This window comes from Nocardia wallacei, assembly GCF_029868745.1.
GTDB lineage: Bacteria > Actinomycetota > Actinomycetes > Mycobacteriales > Mycobacteriaceae > Nocardia > Nocardia wallacei_B.
The window spans coordinates 13,115-31,023 of the sequence record NZ_JARWOP010000259.1 but is presented as its reverse complement, the minus strand read 5'-3'; the positions used below and the strand labels follow the sequence as shown (position 1 = coordinate 31,023).

At 64.3% G+C, this 17,909-nt stretch carries 6 protein-coding genes; all 6 read right to left on the bottom strand.

Translation table 11 applies throughout. The features are described from left to right. Positions 1–88: 88 nt before the first annotated feature. The 6 genes from QH470_RS23480 to pglW are packed head-to-tail and all read right to left on the bottom strand — an operon-like array spanning position 89 to position 17,696. Positions 89–2,179, bottom strand: coding sequence for a DEAD/DEAH box helicase (locus QH470_RS23480; RefSeq protein WP_280274537.1), 2,091 nt, complete (start codon positions 2,177–2,179; stop codon positions 89–91). A gap of 14 nt (positions 2,180–2,193) precedes the next feature. Next, positions 2,194–3,474 carry a BREX system ATP-binding protein BrxD gene (gene brxD, locus QH470_RS23475; RefSeq protein WP_280274520.1) on the bottom strand — a complete coding sequence of 427 codons (1,281 nt, stop codon included), beginning with the start codon at positions 3,472–3,474 and terminating at the stop codon, positions 2,194–2,196. Further along, the gene (pglZ, locus tag QH470_RS23470) at positions 3,471–6,164 is read right to left on the bottom strand and encodes a BREX-2 system phosphatase PglZ (RefSeq protein ID WP_280274519.1); all 2,694 of its coding nucleotides are present in this window, start codon (positions 6,162–6,164) and stop codon (positions 3,471–3,473) included. The genes brxD and pglZ overlap by 4 nt, the downstream gene beginning before the upstream one ends. Beyond that, a complete protein-coding gene (locus tag QH470_RS23465; RefSeq protein ID WP_280274518.1) occupies positions 6,161–9,934 on the bottom strand; it encodes a BREX-2 system ATPase PglY family protein in 3,774 nt (1,257 codons plus the stop codon). The genes pglZ and QH470_RS23465 overlap by 4 nt, the downstream gene beginning before the upstream one ends. Continuing rightward, positions 9,931–13,515 (bottom strand): BREX-2 system adenine-specific DNA-methyltransferase PglX, encoded by a 3,585-nt coding sequence (gene pglX, locus QH470_RS23460; RefSeq protein ID WP_280274517.1) that lies wholly within the window; start codon positions 13,513–13,515, stop codon positions 9,931–9,933. The genes QH470_RS23465 and pglX overlap by 4 nt, the downstream gene beginning before the upstream one ends. Then, a complete protein-coding gene (gene pglW, locus QH470_RS23455) occupies positions 13,515–17,696 on the bottom strand; it encodes a BREX system serine/threonine kinase PglW (RefSeq protein WP_280274516.1) in 4,182 nt (1,393 codons plus the stop codon). Before pglW ends, pglX begins: the two co-directional genes overlap by 1 nt. Between the last annotated feature and the right edge of the window lie 213 nt (positions 17,697–17,909).

Below are 17,909 nucleotides of genomic sequence, written 5' to 3'. Positions count from 1 at the left end.
ACTCATCGCACGATATCTACAACGGTTTTCAGGCGTGGAACACTAGGTTAAGTGACACTGTGGTTCTCTTATAACCTGAAAGATCGAATTAGAGGTTGTCTAAGGTCTCACCGCGGTGGATGACACGAGGATCGCTGACGACAGTTCGGGCCGAGTCGAGGTCGGCGATACGAATTGCGAGGGTGTCCTGGGCGAGGGCCGGTGGTAATGCAATGGAGAACTTCAGGCCGTTGAGGGCGCTACGGTCGACTCGCGGCAGATTCAGGGTGACGTCGGCGAGTGCCGCGGAGATCTGTGCCGCAGTGATATCGGGTAACAAGCGGAGAGATTTGTCGTCGATCCGTTGCCGGGGGTCGACGATCATCGCCAGCGATGCCTGCAGAGTGCGGTTGGCCGCAGCGCCCGCCCACGTCCACCAGCGCCCGGGGTTGTCAGCGGGCAGGGCGATGACGAAGCGGTTCGGATCGACGCAGTCGGCGTGGTTGAGGCGAATTTCCGACAGTGCTGTGACAGCGCGGCCGGTCAATTTCACACCATCCGGGGTCGCCCCGAGCGCGACAGTGCGCATAGCGCGGGTTATCGGAAACGATATTCCCCCACCCAGAGACGACCATTTCGCCTTGCCGCCACCGTCGGTAGGTTCGACCTGACAGCGGTGGCGCGCCCAGTCGATATGGGTGACCTTCCAGGATCGTCCGGCGAGTAACAGTAGTCGAGGGCCCTCGATCTCTTCGACGAGCAAGTCCGGTCCGATGGTGCCGATCTCCGACCGTCCGGCGAGTACGGTGAACTCGGGCGGTGCGCTGAAAACGGCGGTGAGATCGGAGAAGTAGCGGCGCCCGAAATGATGCTCGGCCAGCGGGCCGACGTGCAGGAAGTCCCCGTCCGGCTCGAAGTAGCCTTCCGCGACGAGATGATCCAGAATCTCGCCGGCGGTGTCGTCGAAGACCGGCAGCGAACCCCACCACTGCGGCCAACTGTGTCGGCCGATCTTGTGTTCCTGCAGACACAACGCCATCAGCTGCTGAGCCGCGATGTGCCGTGGCGCGGGCGGCGGGATGATCGGCTCGACCCAGCCGGTGGACCAGCACTGCAGCATCCCCAGGGTCTGCAGCAGCGCATCGTGAGATGTGGTGAGGAACAGGCAGTTTCGACTGGTGCCCGCGCGTCGGCCGGTCCGGCCGAGGCGCTGCAGAAACGATGCCACCGTGCGCGGCGCGTCAATCTGGACGACACGGTCGAGGTCGCCGACGTCGATGCCGAGTTCGAGGGTTGAGGTAGCGACGATGACGGTGTCGCGGGCATCGGCGAATGCCTCCTCGGAGCGCCGCCGCTCCGTTGCCGACAGTGACGAATGGGATAAGAAGGTCGTGACTCCCAGTCGGCGTAGTTCTGTCCCCAACTCCTCGGCGCGCCTGCGACTATCGACGAAGACGAGACGCTTCTCGCCCTGGTGCAGCGCGGCGATCACCTCTGCCGCGTTGTCGATGGAGCCGACATAGTCGACGGTGAGTTCTGTTGTCGCCGAACCGGGATCGGCAGGGGGAGCGACAACCTGGCGGTGGCGGTCGGTGAAACCGCCCTGTAACCAGGACAACAACTCCTCCGGGTTGCCGACAGTGGCAGAGAGCCCGATGCGCTGCAGAGGGCGACCGGCGATGCGGGAGAGTCGTTCCAGCACGGCGAGCAGATGCCAGCCGCGATCATCGCCGGCGAAAGCGTGAATTTCGTCGACGATTACGGCTCGCAAGTCGCCGAACACAGTCCGGGTGTCGACCTTGGTCGACACCAGCATCGCTTCGAGTGACTCTGGTGTGGTCAGCAGGATGTCCGGGCGTTCCACCATGATTCGGCGGCGCTCGCTCTGTCCCACGTCGCCGTGCCATACCGAGGCAGATCGTCCGAGCCACTGCGCGTATCGGTGCAGCCGCGGGCCGAGGTTGTTCAGCAACGCCCGCAGCGGGCACACATACAGAACCGACAAACCCTCCCAATCATGCTCGGCCATTGCGGTCAACACCGGGAAGATCGCCGCTTCCGTCTTTCCCCCCGCGGTGGGAGCGATGATGATCGCGTCCTCGCCGCGCAACACCGGCGGAACCGCCGCCGCCTGGGTCGGACGTAAGCCGGGCCAGCGCAGCGTATTCGCCAAGTGGTACTGCAGTCCCGGGTGCAGCATCCCGAACGAATCGTTCACAGCTCGAGGTTCACGTCGTCGGCGGACAGGGCTTCCCGCTCGGTCTCGCCGAGTTCGGTATCGGCGATGTGGATCTCATAGTCCTGGTAGGGGTTGAAATCCGCGTGGATATCAATCTTGTCGAGCACATCCACCAGTTTGCGCAGGAACAGTCGTGGTGCGATGCCCACACGCCCGCCGAGCGCGCCCGCAACCGCCTCGGCGAAACGGCACAGGAATACGTCGTCGGCGGTCGTGGCGATGCGGTCGCACGATTTCGCATCAGCAGCGTACAGGTCGCGGACGCGGCCACCGAGTTCGGTGAGTTTATCGAGGTCGAAACCGGTTAAACGCAATTGCGGTGCCCGTGGGTTGTCGAACTTCGGATCCCCGGAGAAGTCGGTGTGCAGCCGGTCGGCGAGCGGCGGAAGTAGCTGTACGCCTTGCCGGCCCTCGAAGAATGCGGGCGTGCCGGTGATCAGTAGATACAACCCGGGATAGTGGCCGTCATGAACTTCGTCCACCAACTGTCGTAATGCGTTGAGCGCCTTGGCTCGTGCATCGCTGCGCACCCGCTGCAGCGTTTCGACCTCGTCCAGGACCAGCAGCAGTCCCGGGTGACCGGCGTCGCGCAGCACGGTCAGCAGACCGCGCAAAAAGCCCATGGCCAGGAAGTGGTCGAGGTCGCCTTTGATATTGGCGGTCCGTTTCACCGTGGCCGAGACGTGTGGTTGGCCGCCCAGCCAGGCCACCAGCCCGTCGGCGTCATCATTCCCGCCGTTCACGGTGGCACGGCGATAGGCACGGATTGCCATGGGGAACACCGGCGCCCGCGTGGCGACGTCGGCCAGCCGCCGTTCGAGCAGGGTATCCGGATCGATACCCTGCTGTTCGGCGTCGGATTCCACCGTGAACAGCCAGGAATCGAGGATCGGCCGTAGGGCGCTCGGCTGCACCGTTGCGGTGCGCAGGGATTCGATGCTGCGCCGGTACACCGTCTCCAATTTGTGCAGCGGCGTGTCGATTTCGTTGATCTGTACCTCGGCGACGGCGAACTGTTTGCGCATTGCGCGGTCGGCCAGCCAGCGGGCGAAGAAGGTTTTACCTGAGCCGTATTCGCCGCGCACCGCTTTGAACACGCCGCCACCTGCGGCCACGACGTCGAGCTCGGTGTCGAGTTCGGTTTCGAACCGGGCGAGCCCGACGGCGAGTTGGTCGAGGCCGTTGGACGGTACGGTGCCGCGGCGCAGCGCATCCAGTATTTCGCGGCGCCGCCGCGGCGACACGGCCCGGGTCATTCTGCTATCCCGAACTGTTCACGTAGCAGTGCCTCGTCCAGCCGGACACTGCCGGGGCCCATCAACAGCACCTCGTACCCTTCGACGTCGAGGACGCGCTTGATCTGATAGAGCGGGCCGGCGACACGTGCCTTACCGACCTTCAGGACGTTTGCCGCCTGTGCCAGCGTAATCTCGTGCGCTGGGCTCGCCATCAGGGCCGTCAGGAGATCGACGAACTGTTCGTTGTCCACCACCAGCCGACCGGCGAGCTTTCGTTGTTCGGCGAACACTGCGGTGCCGACCACTCGATCGGGCAGCCTCGAAGCGGTGGCCGGAGTGGCCTCCGGTGCGGTCTCGATTACCTCTTTTTCGAACAGGGCGGGTATCTCGTCGACCGGCAGCTTGTGTGGCTTCGTCGGTTTCTCCACGCGCACTGGGGGTTCCACGACCTGCGCCGACCCGTACCACCAGGGGGGCTCGGTTGCGCCGAGCTTAGTGAGGCCGGCGGGGCAGTCGCGGGTGTAGAGCACGACCACTGGTACGACGACCTCCGCGGGCGAGCCACCGCCGTGATAGCCGGCGTTCAACCGGTCGTAGCGAATTGTCTCGTCGACCGCCAGCACCACGGAGCGCGGTTCGGTGAGCACCCGTGGCCCGCGAACGAGCACCTCGCCCGCTTCCACGGTGTCGAGATCGAGATGGGCTCGCTGCCCGACAGCGTTGATGCGATTTCGTTTGTGACTGTTGCGGTGTTCGATGATATGGCCGTGGTCGGAAGTGATCACCACGGCACGGCCCGCCGCACGGGCTTCCGCCAGCAACGGCTCCAGATGGGTGATGGTCGCGATGTTCCAGGTGGTGCCGCCCGGACCGACGTGGTGCAGCATGTCGTCGACGTAGTTCAGCACGGCGGCCACCAGCGGGCAACCCTCGGTGTCGGCGATCGCATTCCTCACCTCGGCGGCCAGTTTGGCGCCGGTGGTCTTGGTGTCCAGTGCGCCCTTGTGGAAGATCGGGTCGGGCTTACCCGCCTCGGGCTGCAGGCCGTGTGCCCGCAGTAGTGCTGTAAAGCCTTGGCGTTCATCGCGTTCGGTGCCTTCGCGCAGTTCACCGCTCAGCAAGGAACAACGGCTGCGCAGAGTCAGCGTCGGCAGGACCGCGAGTGCACCGACCCGGCTGTGCCGCTGCAGCGGGGCGGCCTCCGACCAGCCGCGAGCTTGCGCGTCGCGGACGATGTCGGTGGCGGCGGCCATGGACAGACCGTCGATCACCAGCAGCAGAGTCGGCCGGTTCTTCGCCAGCGGGAGTACGACCTGGTGCATCAGGTTCTCCACCACCGGCACGTTGGGCTGCTCGGCGTCGGCGAGGGCGGCAGCGAAGGCCACGTCTCGCTGTGCGCGGCGCGCAGTCACCTGCTTGATCGCCAGCCCGAGCGCGTCGACCAATCCGGGCGACGTCGCACCGCGGCGGGCGGTGGACAAGGCAGCATCCACCCAGGCGTCGATATCGACATGGCGCTGGGTGTATTCGGCCAGGTCGGCGGGAGTTGGGTCGACGGAACCGAGCCATCGGACCAGTCGGACTGCGGCCTCCAGCGCCTGGCATTCCGGATGGCTCTCGGCCAGTGCGTGGTGCTGAACCGACTGCCATGCCGACTCCATCCCGGCTAGGGTCGTCACCTCATCGTTCGGTAGTGCGGCCGTAATGGCCTGTGCCAGTGCGTCGATGCGGTGGGCGATGCCTTGCGGTAGCAGGTCCGAGGCGCGCGCGGGATCATCCAGGCCGAGCTCGTGCGCGCGACGTTCGGCGATATCCAGTACCGACTGCCGAACCTGGTCGGGCATGGTGTCTTTCGGGCCGGTGACGAGACCCGCCGCGTCGCGAGACCAGTCGCGCAGATCCTCGTGGCTCAACGAGGTCAGCCCGTAACGGCCCTTGAGTTCGCCGAGGGCCATGAGTCCGGCTGGGCTGCCCGGGACGATCACGCTCGCCACCAGGCCCAACGGCACGAGCTCGGCGATTTTTCCCGTCTTCAGCAAGGACGTCACAATCGGCTCCAGTCGTCCGGAGCGTTCGGCCAGCCACGATCGGACCGCAACCGTCAATTCCGGTCCGCCTTGATTCTGCAGCGTTGCGAAATCCGCCGCAGCGTCTGGGCGCAGGCTCCACTCGAGTACCGCCAGTGGGTCGATCTCGGTATCCGGCTGGTCGGTCACCTTCAGCGAGTTGCGTGCTACCGCCGCCAGCGCATGGTCGCGAGTGAGTACGCCGCCCGGCGCGGGTAGGCACGCGTCGGGCGGCAGTACCGCGAGCAACCCCTCGGCAAGGCCGCGGTCGTTGCTGCTGGACTGATACAGAGCCGGTTCCAGTGTGGTCGCGGAGAAGTTGCCGCGTACCGCATCCCACGGCTGCGCCGCGAGCACGCGGCCATCCACCAGGTGCGCCTGGATACCGATGCCGAGATCCTCGTTCGACACGTTGGTGAGGATCACCAGCCACTGATCGGGCTTGCGGCCACCGATGGCCTCCCAGATCGCCAGCGGCGACGGACATCCGACCACGGCGACGTCGGTTCCGTCATACCGGAAGTCGCCCTCGCTCCACGTCGGCTGTGCCTGTAGCGCGAGAACGCCGGACCGGTGATTCGCGTCCGAGGCCTTGCGCAATTTGGCGAGGATGATGGGCCGAGTGGCGATCAACGAGCTCATTGATCCTCCACCCACCAGCTCACCCGCACCCGGCTGCCGTACTTCCCGTAGGCGGCCGTCAAAGTGGACGTGATCGAGTCGATGTCGTCCAGCCCGTGCAGGGTGACCGTTTCAGGGTCGGTGGCCGGGGCCGGGATCGAGCTGTCGTCCGTGAGTTGCGGTTCAGTCGCAACGAATTCCGGTCTTGTCGTGCCGACGGTAGCAGTGCCGGGAGCAGTTGGCTGTGGTGTTGGAACCTGGCCCGTGACAACCCAATCGACCACGCGATTCTCCGCGCTACCCAACTCCCCGGCGAGATGCCGACCCGGGATGGAGATCACCTCCCGCAGGTGCCGCAGCAAGGCGCGGGCCTCGTCGGCGCGGGAGTCGGCGGCATCGGATCCCGCGATGACGGCGTCGATGAGCTGCCATTTGAACCCGCGCAGCGCTCGGGCGTCGGCCTCCGCCTCGTTCTGGATACCTGCTGCCGTCGGTACGCCGACCCGGAACTCGGTGGCGGCCATATGATCGATCAGCGCGACGTTGTCCCGGGTGCTTTCGATGGTGCGCACGAACTCCATCAGCCGTTGCGTCACCGCGATCCGGTCGTTGTCCTCGGCGGTGAAGCTCAGCCGCCGATGTGCTTGCGACAGCTCATCTACCACGTCCTGCAGCGCGGACGTCTTCCTGGACGCCCACGATCGCATCTGATCGGCGAACTCGGCCACGTTCGCTCCGGTGAGATAGGTGCGTGGACTGGTGTAGCTGACCAGCCCGGACGCGAGATTGCGAGCCGCGTCCCAGGACTGTTTCCCAGGCAGCCGCTCGGCGCGCAATTCGATGTGTTCGCGCAATTTGCCAACGGCAGGTGTGGGAATGGAGCTGCCCGCCTCCACCCAGGCGCGCTTACGCAGCAGCGTCCACGCACTGATCACCAGGTCGATCGCCTCTGGCCGCAAGCCCCATGCGGGAGTGAGAGATTGAATGTGACGCTTCAGTACGCCCACCGTCAGCGGAGCCTGCATACCTGCGGCGTTGACGGCGCGGTCGAGTTCGCCTGCCCAGAACGCGAATCGGTCCTCTGCGAACAGGTAGTGGGTCTCGGTAGCGGTACCGACGCGCAGCGGCCCCGCGATTCGTGCCAGTGTCTTGCGGTCGTCGCGCTCGACGGGCACTCGGCCCTCCGGATGCGCACATGCCTTCTCGACGTAGTTGCGCACCAGATCGAATTGTGCGGGCCGAACCTCCTCACTGCTGGGTTCGAACTCCGGGTGGGCCGGATAGATATTGGTGAATGCCTGATCGGCCAGTTTGTCGAAGGCATCCTGCATCGAGGTCGCTGCGGGCAGCCGGGGCTCGAAGTCCATGCTCAGCGAGGTCAGCGTGCGGACCTCGGAGTCCGCGAGGAGCCACTTGTGCTCTGCCGCCTCCACACCGTATGCCTGTTTCAGGATCGTCTCGAAGCGGGTGGTCAGGCCGCTGTGCATGTTCTTCAGGATGCCCAGGGCCTGGCTGCGGTCGGCGTCGGACAGGTGGTTGGAGTGCTCGATCCAGCGGTCGGCGTTGCCGTTGGCAGGGAACAGCCAGTCCAGCTTCACCAAACTGGCGAGCTCGTCCAATGCCGCGTCGGTGAAGAAGTACGGCAGCCACACCACCGTGTGCCGGTCGATGCCGCCGGAGATCAGGCGTTCGAGCCGCTGCATGTCCTCGGCCGTGGAGTGGTTGTTCTCGTCGAACGGGTAGTCGACGATGAAACGCCATGTGCCGGGCCGGTTTTCGAACGCCTGGGTCACCACCGAGCTGGGATCTCGGACGTTGCCGAACACCACGTCCACCTCGCGACGGCTGCCGCGCCATACCAGCTGGCGGGTGGCCGCGCCACTGAGATCATCTTGGTCGGGAACGCCGAGCGCATGGTGCACCAGCTTGCGCATCAACGCGCGCCGCCGACCCATATTGTCTTCGCCACGCACCCGCTCCAGCACCGACTCGTAGTCGACATCGGCCAGCATCACATGGATCACCGGGTTGGTGCCGTCCCCGACCTTGATTTCGGGGACGCCTCCTTCGACCCACTCGTGCACGGCCGCCAACGCCACTCGTGGTGCGCCGGTACGCAAGCGAGTCCGGATCGACCCGTGATTCAACGCCGCCAGCCGGCTCGCCGTGAGGTCCTGTAGCGCCGGTACCTTCTCGGCGATCGCCGACAGCAGCAAAGTTTTCGCGATCCGATCGCCGGTGCGATACCCGTCCGGGACCGTGCCCTGGTCGAGCTGCTGCTGGGTGACACTGTGTTTGGTCATCAGCTGCGGGCGCAGTTTGGCCTGGAAGAGTTCCGTTGCCGCCTTGAACTTGCCGGCCATGGTCGAGTCCAGTGGCTGGTTGCCCGACACGATGTAGTCGAATGCGTCGCCTACCGGGATCAGGTCGTCGACGGTAAGCGTGTTACGCCGGTCGACAAGCATGCGCTGCATTACCTTCAGCGCGGTCCGTTCACGCTGCATCACGCTGGACAGCACCCGCAGCGTAGACACCAGCGCCGGCGAGAACGGGTAGGTGAGTTCGAACTCCTGCTCCGATGCACCCTTGTGATCGTCGGAGGTATTCATGCTGTCGCGCAGCACATCCCACACCTCGGGGGTGCGGGTTACATTGCGGAACGCCTCCTGTAGCACTTGCTCCATCCCCGGTTTCGGCTTCAGCAGCCGGGCATGTGCCACTTGCGCGAGGTTGTCGTCGCCGAGTTCGATCTTGAGGAACCGGCCCTCTTGGAAGTGGAAAGCGCGGTCGAGCGCCTCTTGCTCGGCTCCGGAGGCGCCAGCGTCGCCGAACCATTTACGCAGGTCCATCTGCTGAGACACGAAGGAGATCAACGGGATCGCGCGCCGGGTGCCCGCCGCCTCCACCAGTTTGGAGATCTTCTGCGATTCGCGGGAGAAGAATTCGGTGTCGCGGACGGAGAACGCCAGCCATAGCACCAGCTCATCGAGGAACAGTGCGATGGCGTCGTAGCCAAGGCTTTTCGCGTGGTCGGCAATCAGGACGAACCCGGTGTCCAGGTCCACGAAGTCGGCCTGGTTGGTGAAGGACCCGAACAGGTTGTCGACCAAAGCGGTGACGAGCTCGCTACGCTCGGTCGATTCCAGCGGAGCCGAGAGCGCCGCTTTGTACCTGTCGATGTCCCACGCTCCGCCGCCGAGCACCGCACCCCAGGCGTCGCCGGGCGCTTGGTCGCCGCCGAGCTGCTCGAGGAACGTGTTGTCACCGAGTCGACCGCGCAGCCGCTCGGCGTCTTCCAGCAGCCCGTCGGACAGGTGCACCGGCGGCAGCGTAGCGTCCGGATGCAGCGTACGGACTTGCCGCACATAGCCTTTGAGAATCGCCTCGTCCAGGCTCTTCGCACCCAGCAGATGGTAGGTCAGCCGGAGAATCTTCTTCCCCGACAGGCTCTCGTCGCACTGCCCGGTGAGGTTCTTGAACTTGTCGAGGTTCTCGCCCTCACGCAGACCCAGGTTGTTCCCCAGCAGTGCGTACAGCACCGCCATGAAGTGGCTCTTACCGGAACCGAACGAGCCGAGCAGCCGTGCCGCCTTCGACTGGTTCTGCCGAGTCGCGTCCGCGACCAATTGCAGTGCCGTCGTGAGGTTTTGCTCCAGTGAGGGCGTGAGCACATACTCGTCGAGAGTGGTGCGGATGTGTTCGTCGCCGGTGCTCTCGGTCAGTTTGAGCACGTAATCGTCGGTGCCCGCGTGCTCGGGGATCTCGATGACATCTTTCAGCAACGTACTCATGCCGTCTCCTCGGACCTCTTGCGGCGTCCGCCGCCCCGTCTCGCCTGCTCCGGTGGCCGCCACGCCGATGCCTCCTCGGCCGTGACGCCGAATTGCACACAGCGGCTGCGGATCTCCTCGTCGATGGTGTCTGCCACGCTGTCACTGAATGCGGCGTCCACCTCCGCGTGCCACTGCCGCACCCATGGTTGCAGCTCTATCAGTCCCGCGAGCAGTGGGACCAACGCGGATTCCGGGGTGCCCTCTTGCAACCGGTCCTCGATCAACCCTGCCAGGGCGATCGCCTGTTCGCCGTGATCCCAGCCGGCCCAGCCGAGTAGCTCGGTGGGGTCGGTGGCGCGGCCGGCATTGGGGTAGCTGATGAATCGTTCCTTCGGGACGTCCAGCTTGCCGCGGCGGGACCAGTAGGACTGCTTGGCGAAATCGGTGGGTTTGTACTTGGGCGGCACAGGGATTGGCGCGTCGAGCTTCTCGCCCTCGTCCTCGCGGCGTTGCAGGTCCCAGGTTCGCTCCCAGGCTGCGCGCTTCTCCAGCCCGGCGGGCTTGTAGCGGTAGGCCGCCAGGAACGGCACACCCTCGTCGGCCAGGAATGTCTTGAGCGCCGCGCTAGTCGAGACTGCCTGATTGCTTGCCCACATGCGCAGAACGCGGGTGAAGCCCTGGTCCCGGTCGAGTATCTCCGCTAACTGCGCGACGCTCCGCGGTGTTGGCCGCTCCTCCCGATCGAACCACAAGGCCCGGTCCTCGATGCGATCAAGGATCCAATCCCGCAGTGCGTCGGCAACTTGATCCTCCCAGGTAACGATTCCGCCACCGCGTTTCTCTATCGTCCAACGACGTTTGCATCCCGGTTTCTCCAGCAACTGGAGGTGGGTGTTCGAAGCAATCGCGTCGAGTCGCCGCTGCAGAAGGGACTTGTATTCGCTTGGGAGGTGCGGGGGAATATTGCAGACAGGTGTGGATCGGTGTTCGCTAAACCAAAGAATGTCCTCGCCGTCATTCATCCGGCGAGCGAGCGCGATCTCAAACGGCCTCTCACCCAACTGGATCTCGGGCACATCGATACCGGTTGTAAGGGAGGAATCGACCAGGCCATATGCCTTATAGCATTCCCAGTCGAGTTCTTCCTGGTGGGCAACCATGAGGCGTCGTAATCGCTCGGTCTCGCGGCAAGCGTGTTCCAATGCTTCATAGGTCGGAGCCGACCGCGCGGCGACTGCGGCAGGAGAATGCATTGCGATCTCTCTGGCAAGGCTATCCAGCTTACGGGCACGCTCCAGCGGGTAGGCCGACGGCAGCGGGGCGTCTTCGAGAGTTTTGGCGTTGATCTGGTATGTGCGGGTCCACAGGTGTTGAGAGGCGCCCCCTTTGGGTTTGCATTTCTCCTTGAGCCAGAAACAGAAAACTGAAGTATTGAGGATTCCGAGTAACCCTAAATGTTGATCGACGTTCGCCGATTTCCGGAGCTTAACTATCGGCGCTGTCTGTTTTAAAGCATATCCTTCCCAGTTTATTGAGAAATGGTTGACTGATGTCACCTCGGCGTATGCAATAGCCAGATTGGAAGTATTTACATCTTCAGGTAGCTGGTGCCACTCATGCCATGGGCGACCCTCGGAAAAATATGTGCCGCCACCAAATGTCGTGCGGTTGCCTAGTTCGGTTCTCATGGGCCACATGTGTTTGGCCGTAGCAGGGAATTTATCAAGCGCAACTGGCTTATGACCTTCGGTGTAGGGAAAGAATACTGAAACTCGGGAACTTATGGCGTAGTCCCTAATTTCTTCACCCCGGGACAGTGGGCGAAATCCCTCTGCTTGTGAATTTCCTTGCATCATTTTGGGGACGATGAATGCGTCGTCGGCGCCGATGATTCCGAAGAATCCGATCCGCGCTACCTTGGACCCCAATCGTTCTGATGCATTGCCCTCTATCAGCATGACAAGATCGGCCGCTCCACCGCCTGAGAGGCTCAGCGGGTGTTTTGCTATTGTTGATCGAGGAAGGTTGACAATGTTGATGAAGTTGTCTTCAAAACCGGGATTTGAAACGTTGTTTACCAGCGACTGCCATACGGGTCCGTCTCCGGTAGATCCGACATCACTCGTTTCGCGGATTCCTTTGCTTAGTGCGGCCCGGACGCTATTGGAAGACGCCGCACCTCCAGTGGAAATCAAAATAACAGTAGGGGTGCCATCTGAATTATGGCCGGGAATCCAGGCGCCTTCGGAGTCGATTATTAGACGAAGGTCGCGTGTCGGAAGAAACTCTTCAATGAGCTTCGAACCGAACTCGCGCTTCATGAACGAGTTGGATGTAATCTGGCCGACCCAGCCGGGATGAGCGCCGCCCTTGTCGGACCGCGCCAAGGCGTGGAACAACTCCATGAAGGGGACGGTCAGGGCGTACTTGCGGTGGCAGGTCGAATAGAGCTCGCGATAGCGCGCATTGAGTACAGTATCTTTTGCCGTAATATATGGCGGGTTCCCGACCACCACGTCGTACTTCCGTTCGAAGATCGCCCTCAGCAATGGCGCGTTCTCGGTTGTGTAAGAGAACTGATCCTGGCCGAGGGTAATCATGCTCTCGAAAACTTGTTGTTGTGCCCCCCACAGCAGCGAATCGCCCGAGCCGAGGTTCAGTTCGAAGCCGATTGCCTTCTCGATGCTCTGGTCGCCGCTGGCCTCCAAGGCCGCGACGAGTAGTCTGAATCGTGCGATGGCTACCGCGAATGGGTTGATATCTACTCCGTAGACACCTTTCAACGACCGGCCCACCAGGGCCCGTCGCCCGAGCCCCGGTGCCTCCCGCTCCCATCGCCGCAGCAACCTCTGGAAAGCGCCCAGCAGGAAATGTCCCGAGCCGCAGGTCGGGTCGATGACGGTGAACCCCTCCAACGGTCGTTCGGCCAATGCAGGTTCCATGGTCTGGTCGAGGATGAATTCCTCAACGAACTCCGGCGTTTGCAGCAGCGCGTAGGTCTTGCGAGCCGATTCGGACAGATACTGGTAGACGTCGCCCAGGAACCGGGTACCGATATCGGAGAATGACCAGCGAGGCTCGCCGGATTCGTCTCTGTCCCACCAGAATTCGAGCACCTCCAGCGCGACATCGCCGGAGGGGGCGACGACGTGCATGGGAGAGTAATCGTCGACCAGGCTCTTGGTGGCATCGAACTTGGCGAAGTGAGTGCTGATCTGTTCCAGCCACTCCCGGTCGGTGTGTTCGGGGTGGGCGTGGAAGTACGCGCGACGGGCGTCGAGAGCCTGGGCGTGAGCGTCAGGGTTCGGACCGGAGATCCAGTTGACCGACACCAGTCGGTGGTCCTCGCAATAACGGGCGAAGACAGTGAGCAGCACCCAAGCAACAGCGGCCTGGGTGACGCGTTCGTCGCGCCATGCCTCCCAAGCGGCCGCGGTGCGGCGGGCTTTGAGGGCGGCTTCGTATTCGGCGTACCAGCGGTCGTGTACCTCGGGCTGACGGTCTAGATCGTCGGGGCCGTCGACGCGGGCACGTAGGTCGTTTTCCAGCGTGAGCACCAGCTTGCGCAGCGCCGGAACCAGACCGTCGATGCCGGCCATCACATCACCCTCTCGATTGCGGAATTGTTCTGCCACTCAACGAATTGGCCGCTGGGCGCGCCGAGTTGGATTGGTTTGCCGTCGATCTGGGCGCCGCGCTGTTGCCACATCTGCGGCAGGATCGCCCAGACAGGACGGGCCCGCTGCGCCGTGAGGTCGCTCCAGCGGGCCACGGCGTCGAGAAATCCGTAACGGGCCAACGGAGATAGTTCGGTAAGAATCAGAGGGCCGGCAGCGGGTCGACCGAAGATTCGCTTGTCGAGGTCGCTGATGGCCTGGGGGACGACCTGGTCGACGAGGGCCCGCAACCCGCGTGCATCACGCGAGGATGGGGTGGCGGCATCCGCGGCTCGTACCACGTCCCACGGCACCCGGTTCTCCGCGAAACTGCGCATAGCGGCGATGATTTCGCCGGTGACATCGACGATCTCCCCGTGGTACTCGGCGGCGAGCTGTTCGGCGGCGCGCAGGTGGTTGCCGGGGCGTCGGCCGATGGTGACGCCGATGGCGAGGAATCCGTGTTCGTCGATGCTGCGGCCCAGGATGGCGGTCCGAGTGGCTTCGTCGAAGCCAACCCAGCCGGTCGTGGTCGTCCCCTCGGCACGGGTAGGGACGTTGGTGGCCCCGTCTCGTGTGAGCAGGCGGGAGTCGCTGGCAGGAGCGATCGTGTGGAAGCGGTATCGGCCGTCGCGGAAATCCAAGCCCAGGTCCGCGTTCTCGACGATGCGATCGAGCATGGGCCGAGGCGGCAGCCTGTCGATGGCGGGAAAGCGAGTGGCGACCCGGTCCCGCAGTTCGGACGGTTCCAGGCTTGCGGACTGAGCGAGGCCGGCGAGCGCCGTCTTGACAGCGACTGAGGTAGGCAAGCCCGGGTTGTGCAGTTCGCTGCGACCGGATGCCCGGGCAGAACGCGACGCGGCGGCGGCGAGGCGGATCAGCCGGTCGGGAGATAGTGCGGGTGGTGTGAGGTCGGCGGACTCACACACCCTGACGAAAACCTGACTCAGCTCACGAACCGCGGTTGCAGTGGGGACAACCGATGTGGCGCGATCCGAGACCAACTCGTCGGCTCGGCGGCCCACGGCCTCGGCGGCGGCCAGCAGGACCTCGTTCTCGGCGACGAGAGCAAGTCGGCCACCATGGCGGCGACGTGCCAATTCGGTTTCCCCCTCGGCCTTTTCGTGTTCGGCGAGGCGGTCGAAGGCAAGCCGGATCAGGCCCTCGGCCTTGCGGTCCGCGAGCTTGTCCGGTTCGGTCGAGTCCGAATTGGGCAGCAGCGCACGGACTTCGGAGGTGAGGGTGGAAATGGCGGCGACTCCACCGAAGTCGGCGATCACCTTGCGAAGAACATCGACTACGTCGTCGAGGAGTTGCCGGGTGGCGTGGTTCTCGCCCCAATCCTTCTGCAGTTCCCGCAGCACCTGCCCGGCGCGCATGGGCGTCTTCGACAGGGCGGCACCGAGTTCGTTCTGATTGGCGAAGGCATCCAGTCCCACGCATTCACCGAGCAGCAGCTCGGCAGCTTGGCGTTTGGTGCCCGCGCGGCTCTTCGGCACCGCGGCCAGCAGCAGCTGCACGGCCTGATCGAGATCGAGCAGGTCACCGCCGGACACGGCCCGCTGCTCGCCGAGCTTCTCCTGCCATTGCGCACGCCGCTTGGTGACCTCCTGACGGGTGGCCTTACCTTCCTTGCCCAACAGCCAATTGAGTTTGGCCGGGTCCAGTGCGAGCAGTTCGCCGACCGTCACCACTTGGGCGGTGGCGAGCGCGGAAACCGCGCGGGCGGACAGGCCCGCATCGGTGAGCGGGGTGCCCACGGTGGCCTTGGCCGCGACGGCGTCGGTGTCGACGATCTTGGACGCGGTGTCGAGTTCGTTGAACACGCGACGCCAGCCACGAAGCATGTCCTCGGCGGTATCCGGGCGGTTGGACACCTCACGCGAGAGCGCAGAGGCGAAGAACGCCGCGAGGGCATCGGCCACCGCGGATTCGAAGAAGCCGAGTTCGATGCTGACGTCATCGTCGACGACCGCAGCATTGGCATCCGGATCGGGGCCGTACTGAGGCGTGCGGCCAGTGGCCATCTCGAACAAGACAGCCGCAGCACCGTAGCGTTCGGCGGCGCTGTCGTATTGTTTGCGGCCACCCAATCCCAGGAACGGATCGTGATATGGCGGAGTCCCGGCGTTGACATCCTTGGGGTCGACCCCGGCCATGGAAAAGTCGAACAGCACCAGGTGGGTGTCGGCGCGGCCGCTGGAGGACCACACACCGAGATTCGACGGTTTGATGTCGCGGTGGGCCAGACCCTCGCGCTCCAACGCCACCAGTGCGGAGAGCAGGTCGACGCCCCAGCGTTCGAGCAGATCGATGGATAGGCGCCCGCGGGAGGACAGCTCCTCGGCGAGGGTGGTGGTGCCGGCGAACTGCAACACCAGGGTTGCCCGGCCGCCGACCGGTACGACGCCTTGCTGCAACCGGGCAATACGGTCGTGGTCGAGACGTCCCAAAACATCTGCCTCGGCCTGCAGCCGCGCCGCAGCCGAATCGTCCTTGGCGACCTTGAGCACGCGCTTCGCGCCTCCGGCCTGCCGGTCCGCCACCAAGATTCCGACCGCGGTGGATCCGGCGCCCAGGCGTTGTTTGTACTCGAAACGATCATCGAGCAACGCTCCGGGGCCGGCCTCCAGCGGATCGGTGCGTCCTTCGACGCCGACCAGCTCGGCGCGGACTTCGTCCAGCCGCGCCAGAAATTCGGCAACGCTGCCCAGTCGCTCTGCCGGACCGGGCCGGGTCGCATCGATGATCAGTTTGCGCAGTGGCGAGGAGATCTGCGGCAAATCCGCGGACGGGTCCAGCCCGTGATCGCGGCGCAATCGCTCCAGTAGCTCGCCGCGCTCGGTGGCAGGCGAGACTCCAGTGAGCAGGAAATAGGCCAGTACACCCAGACCGAAGACATCCATGCGGGCCGGGTCGGCGGGTCGGCGGCCCTCCGGTGCAGCCAGCAGTCGGGCCTCGGTGGTGTCACCCGCCAAGCCGGACAGCGGGCCGGACGAGATCTTGGTGACTCCGGCTTCCGCATTCGCCGGTAGTACACCCGCGTTGTCCCAGTCCGTCACCATCGAAACCGGGCGACTTCCACTCAGGCGCACCGAGACTGCGCGCTGGCACAGCAGACGATGCACGACCCGGTGCCGGTGCGCGTAACGCACCGCGCCGGCGATCTCGTGCAGCAGTTCGAGCTGTTGCTCCAAGCCGAGGTGGTGCTCGGCCAGCCAGAGGTCGAGCCGTGTGTAGTCCGTAGGCTGGTCGAAGACCAGGCCGACGCCCAGCTCGACGTCCTTCACCACATCGCGTGGCACCTGGATGCTGTCGTGGCGAAGCCTGGTGAGGACGCGGAACCCGTGCTCGACTGCCCGCACGTGCTCCACTTGCTCTGCCGACGACGTGCCGGGCTTCTGCGGGTAGAAGCGGATCCGGACGTGCTGTCGCTGGTCTGCGTGGTGAAAGCCGTTCCAGTCCTGCCAGCCCTCGCCGTCGTCGAGCGGATCGTCGATTACCCAGGAGCCGACTTCGCGCTGTCGCCGCTCGGCAATGCCGATCTTGTCGATCAATCCGGCGATCAACGCGGATTGCTTCTCGGACACCGGCTTGCGGTCGGCCGGGGCAAGCAGGACTTCCGAGATCGGTTGCAACCCCGAGGTGGTAACCGCGCTGTCCAGGCCGCATAGTCCCTGGCGTGAACCGAGCGGAAGCTGGCAGACCAGCTTCGGGTGATGCAGAAATACCAGCTCCTGCACCCACGGGACGGTATTACGGGGCGCTTGGCCCCGGCTGATCTCTGCGAGTTTGTCTTTGAGCAAGCTGCTGAAGTACTGCGCCTTGCGACGGGCGAGCAACAGCGGAGAGTCCGCGGGGCGGTGCCCGGTACGGGCCCAGCGGTAGTCGTCGCCCGAGAGGACACCCTTCCAGTACTTGAGCTCGATCAGGTACAGCCGATCGCGCGCGAGAACCGCGAGGTCGATTTCGTGCCAACGGCCGTGATTGTCGCGGAATTCGAAGTTGGACCAGGCACGAAAGGGCGGGGCGTCAGGCAGCAACTGCCGAACGATCTGCAGGCCCTCCTGTTCCCAGGAGAACTGTGAGGGACTGACCTCAACCCAACGGTCATCGCCCAGCATGGGCTCCCACTCCTTCGAACCGGTCGGCGCTCGATACGAACTGATTCATTCTGCCTGCTCAACCCCGGCTCGCCGAATCACGCACGCCAAGGTGGTTGTTCCTGCAACCGATCTTTGTGCAAATGTCCGGATGTACGGCCTAAATTCGAGATCCGCCATGGTGATCGGAAATCAGGTCCGGCGAGGAGGACGCCGCGGCCGACCGGCCGCCTT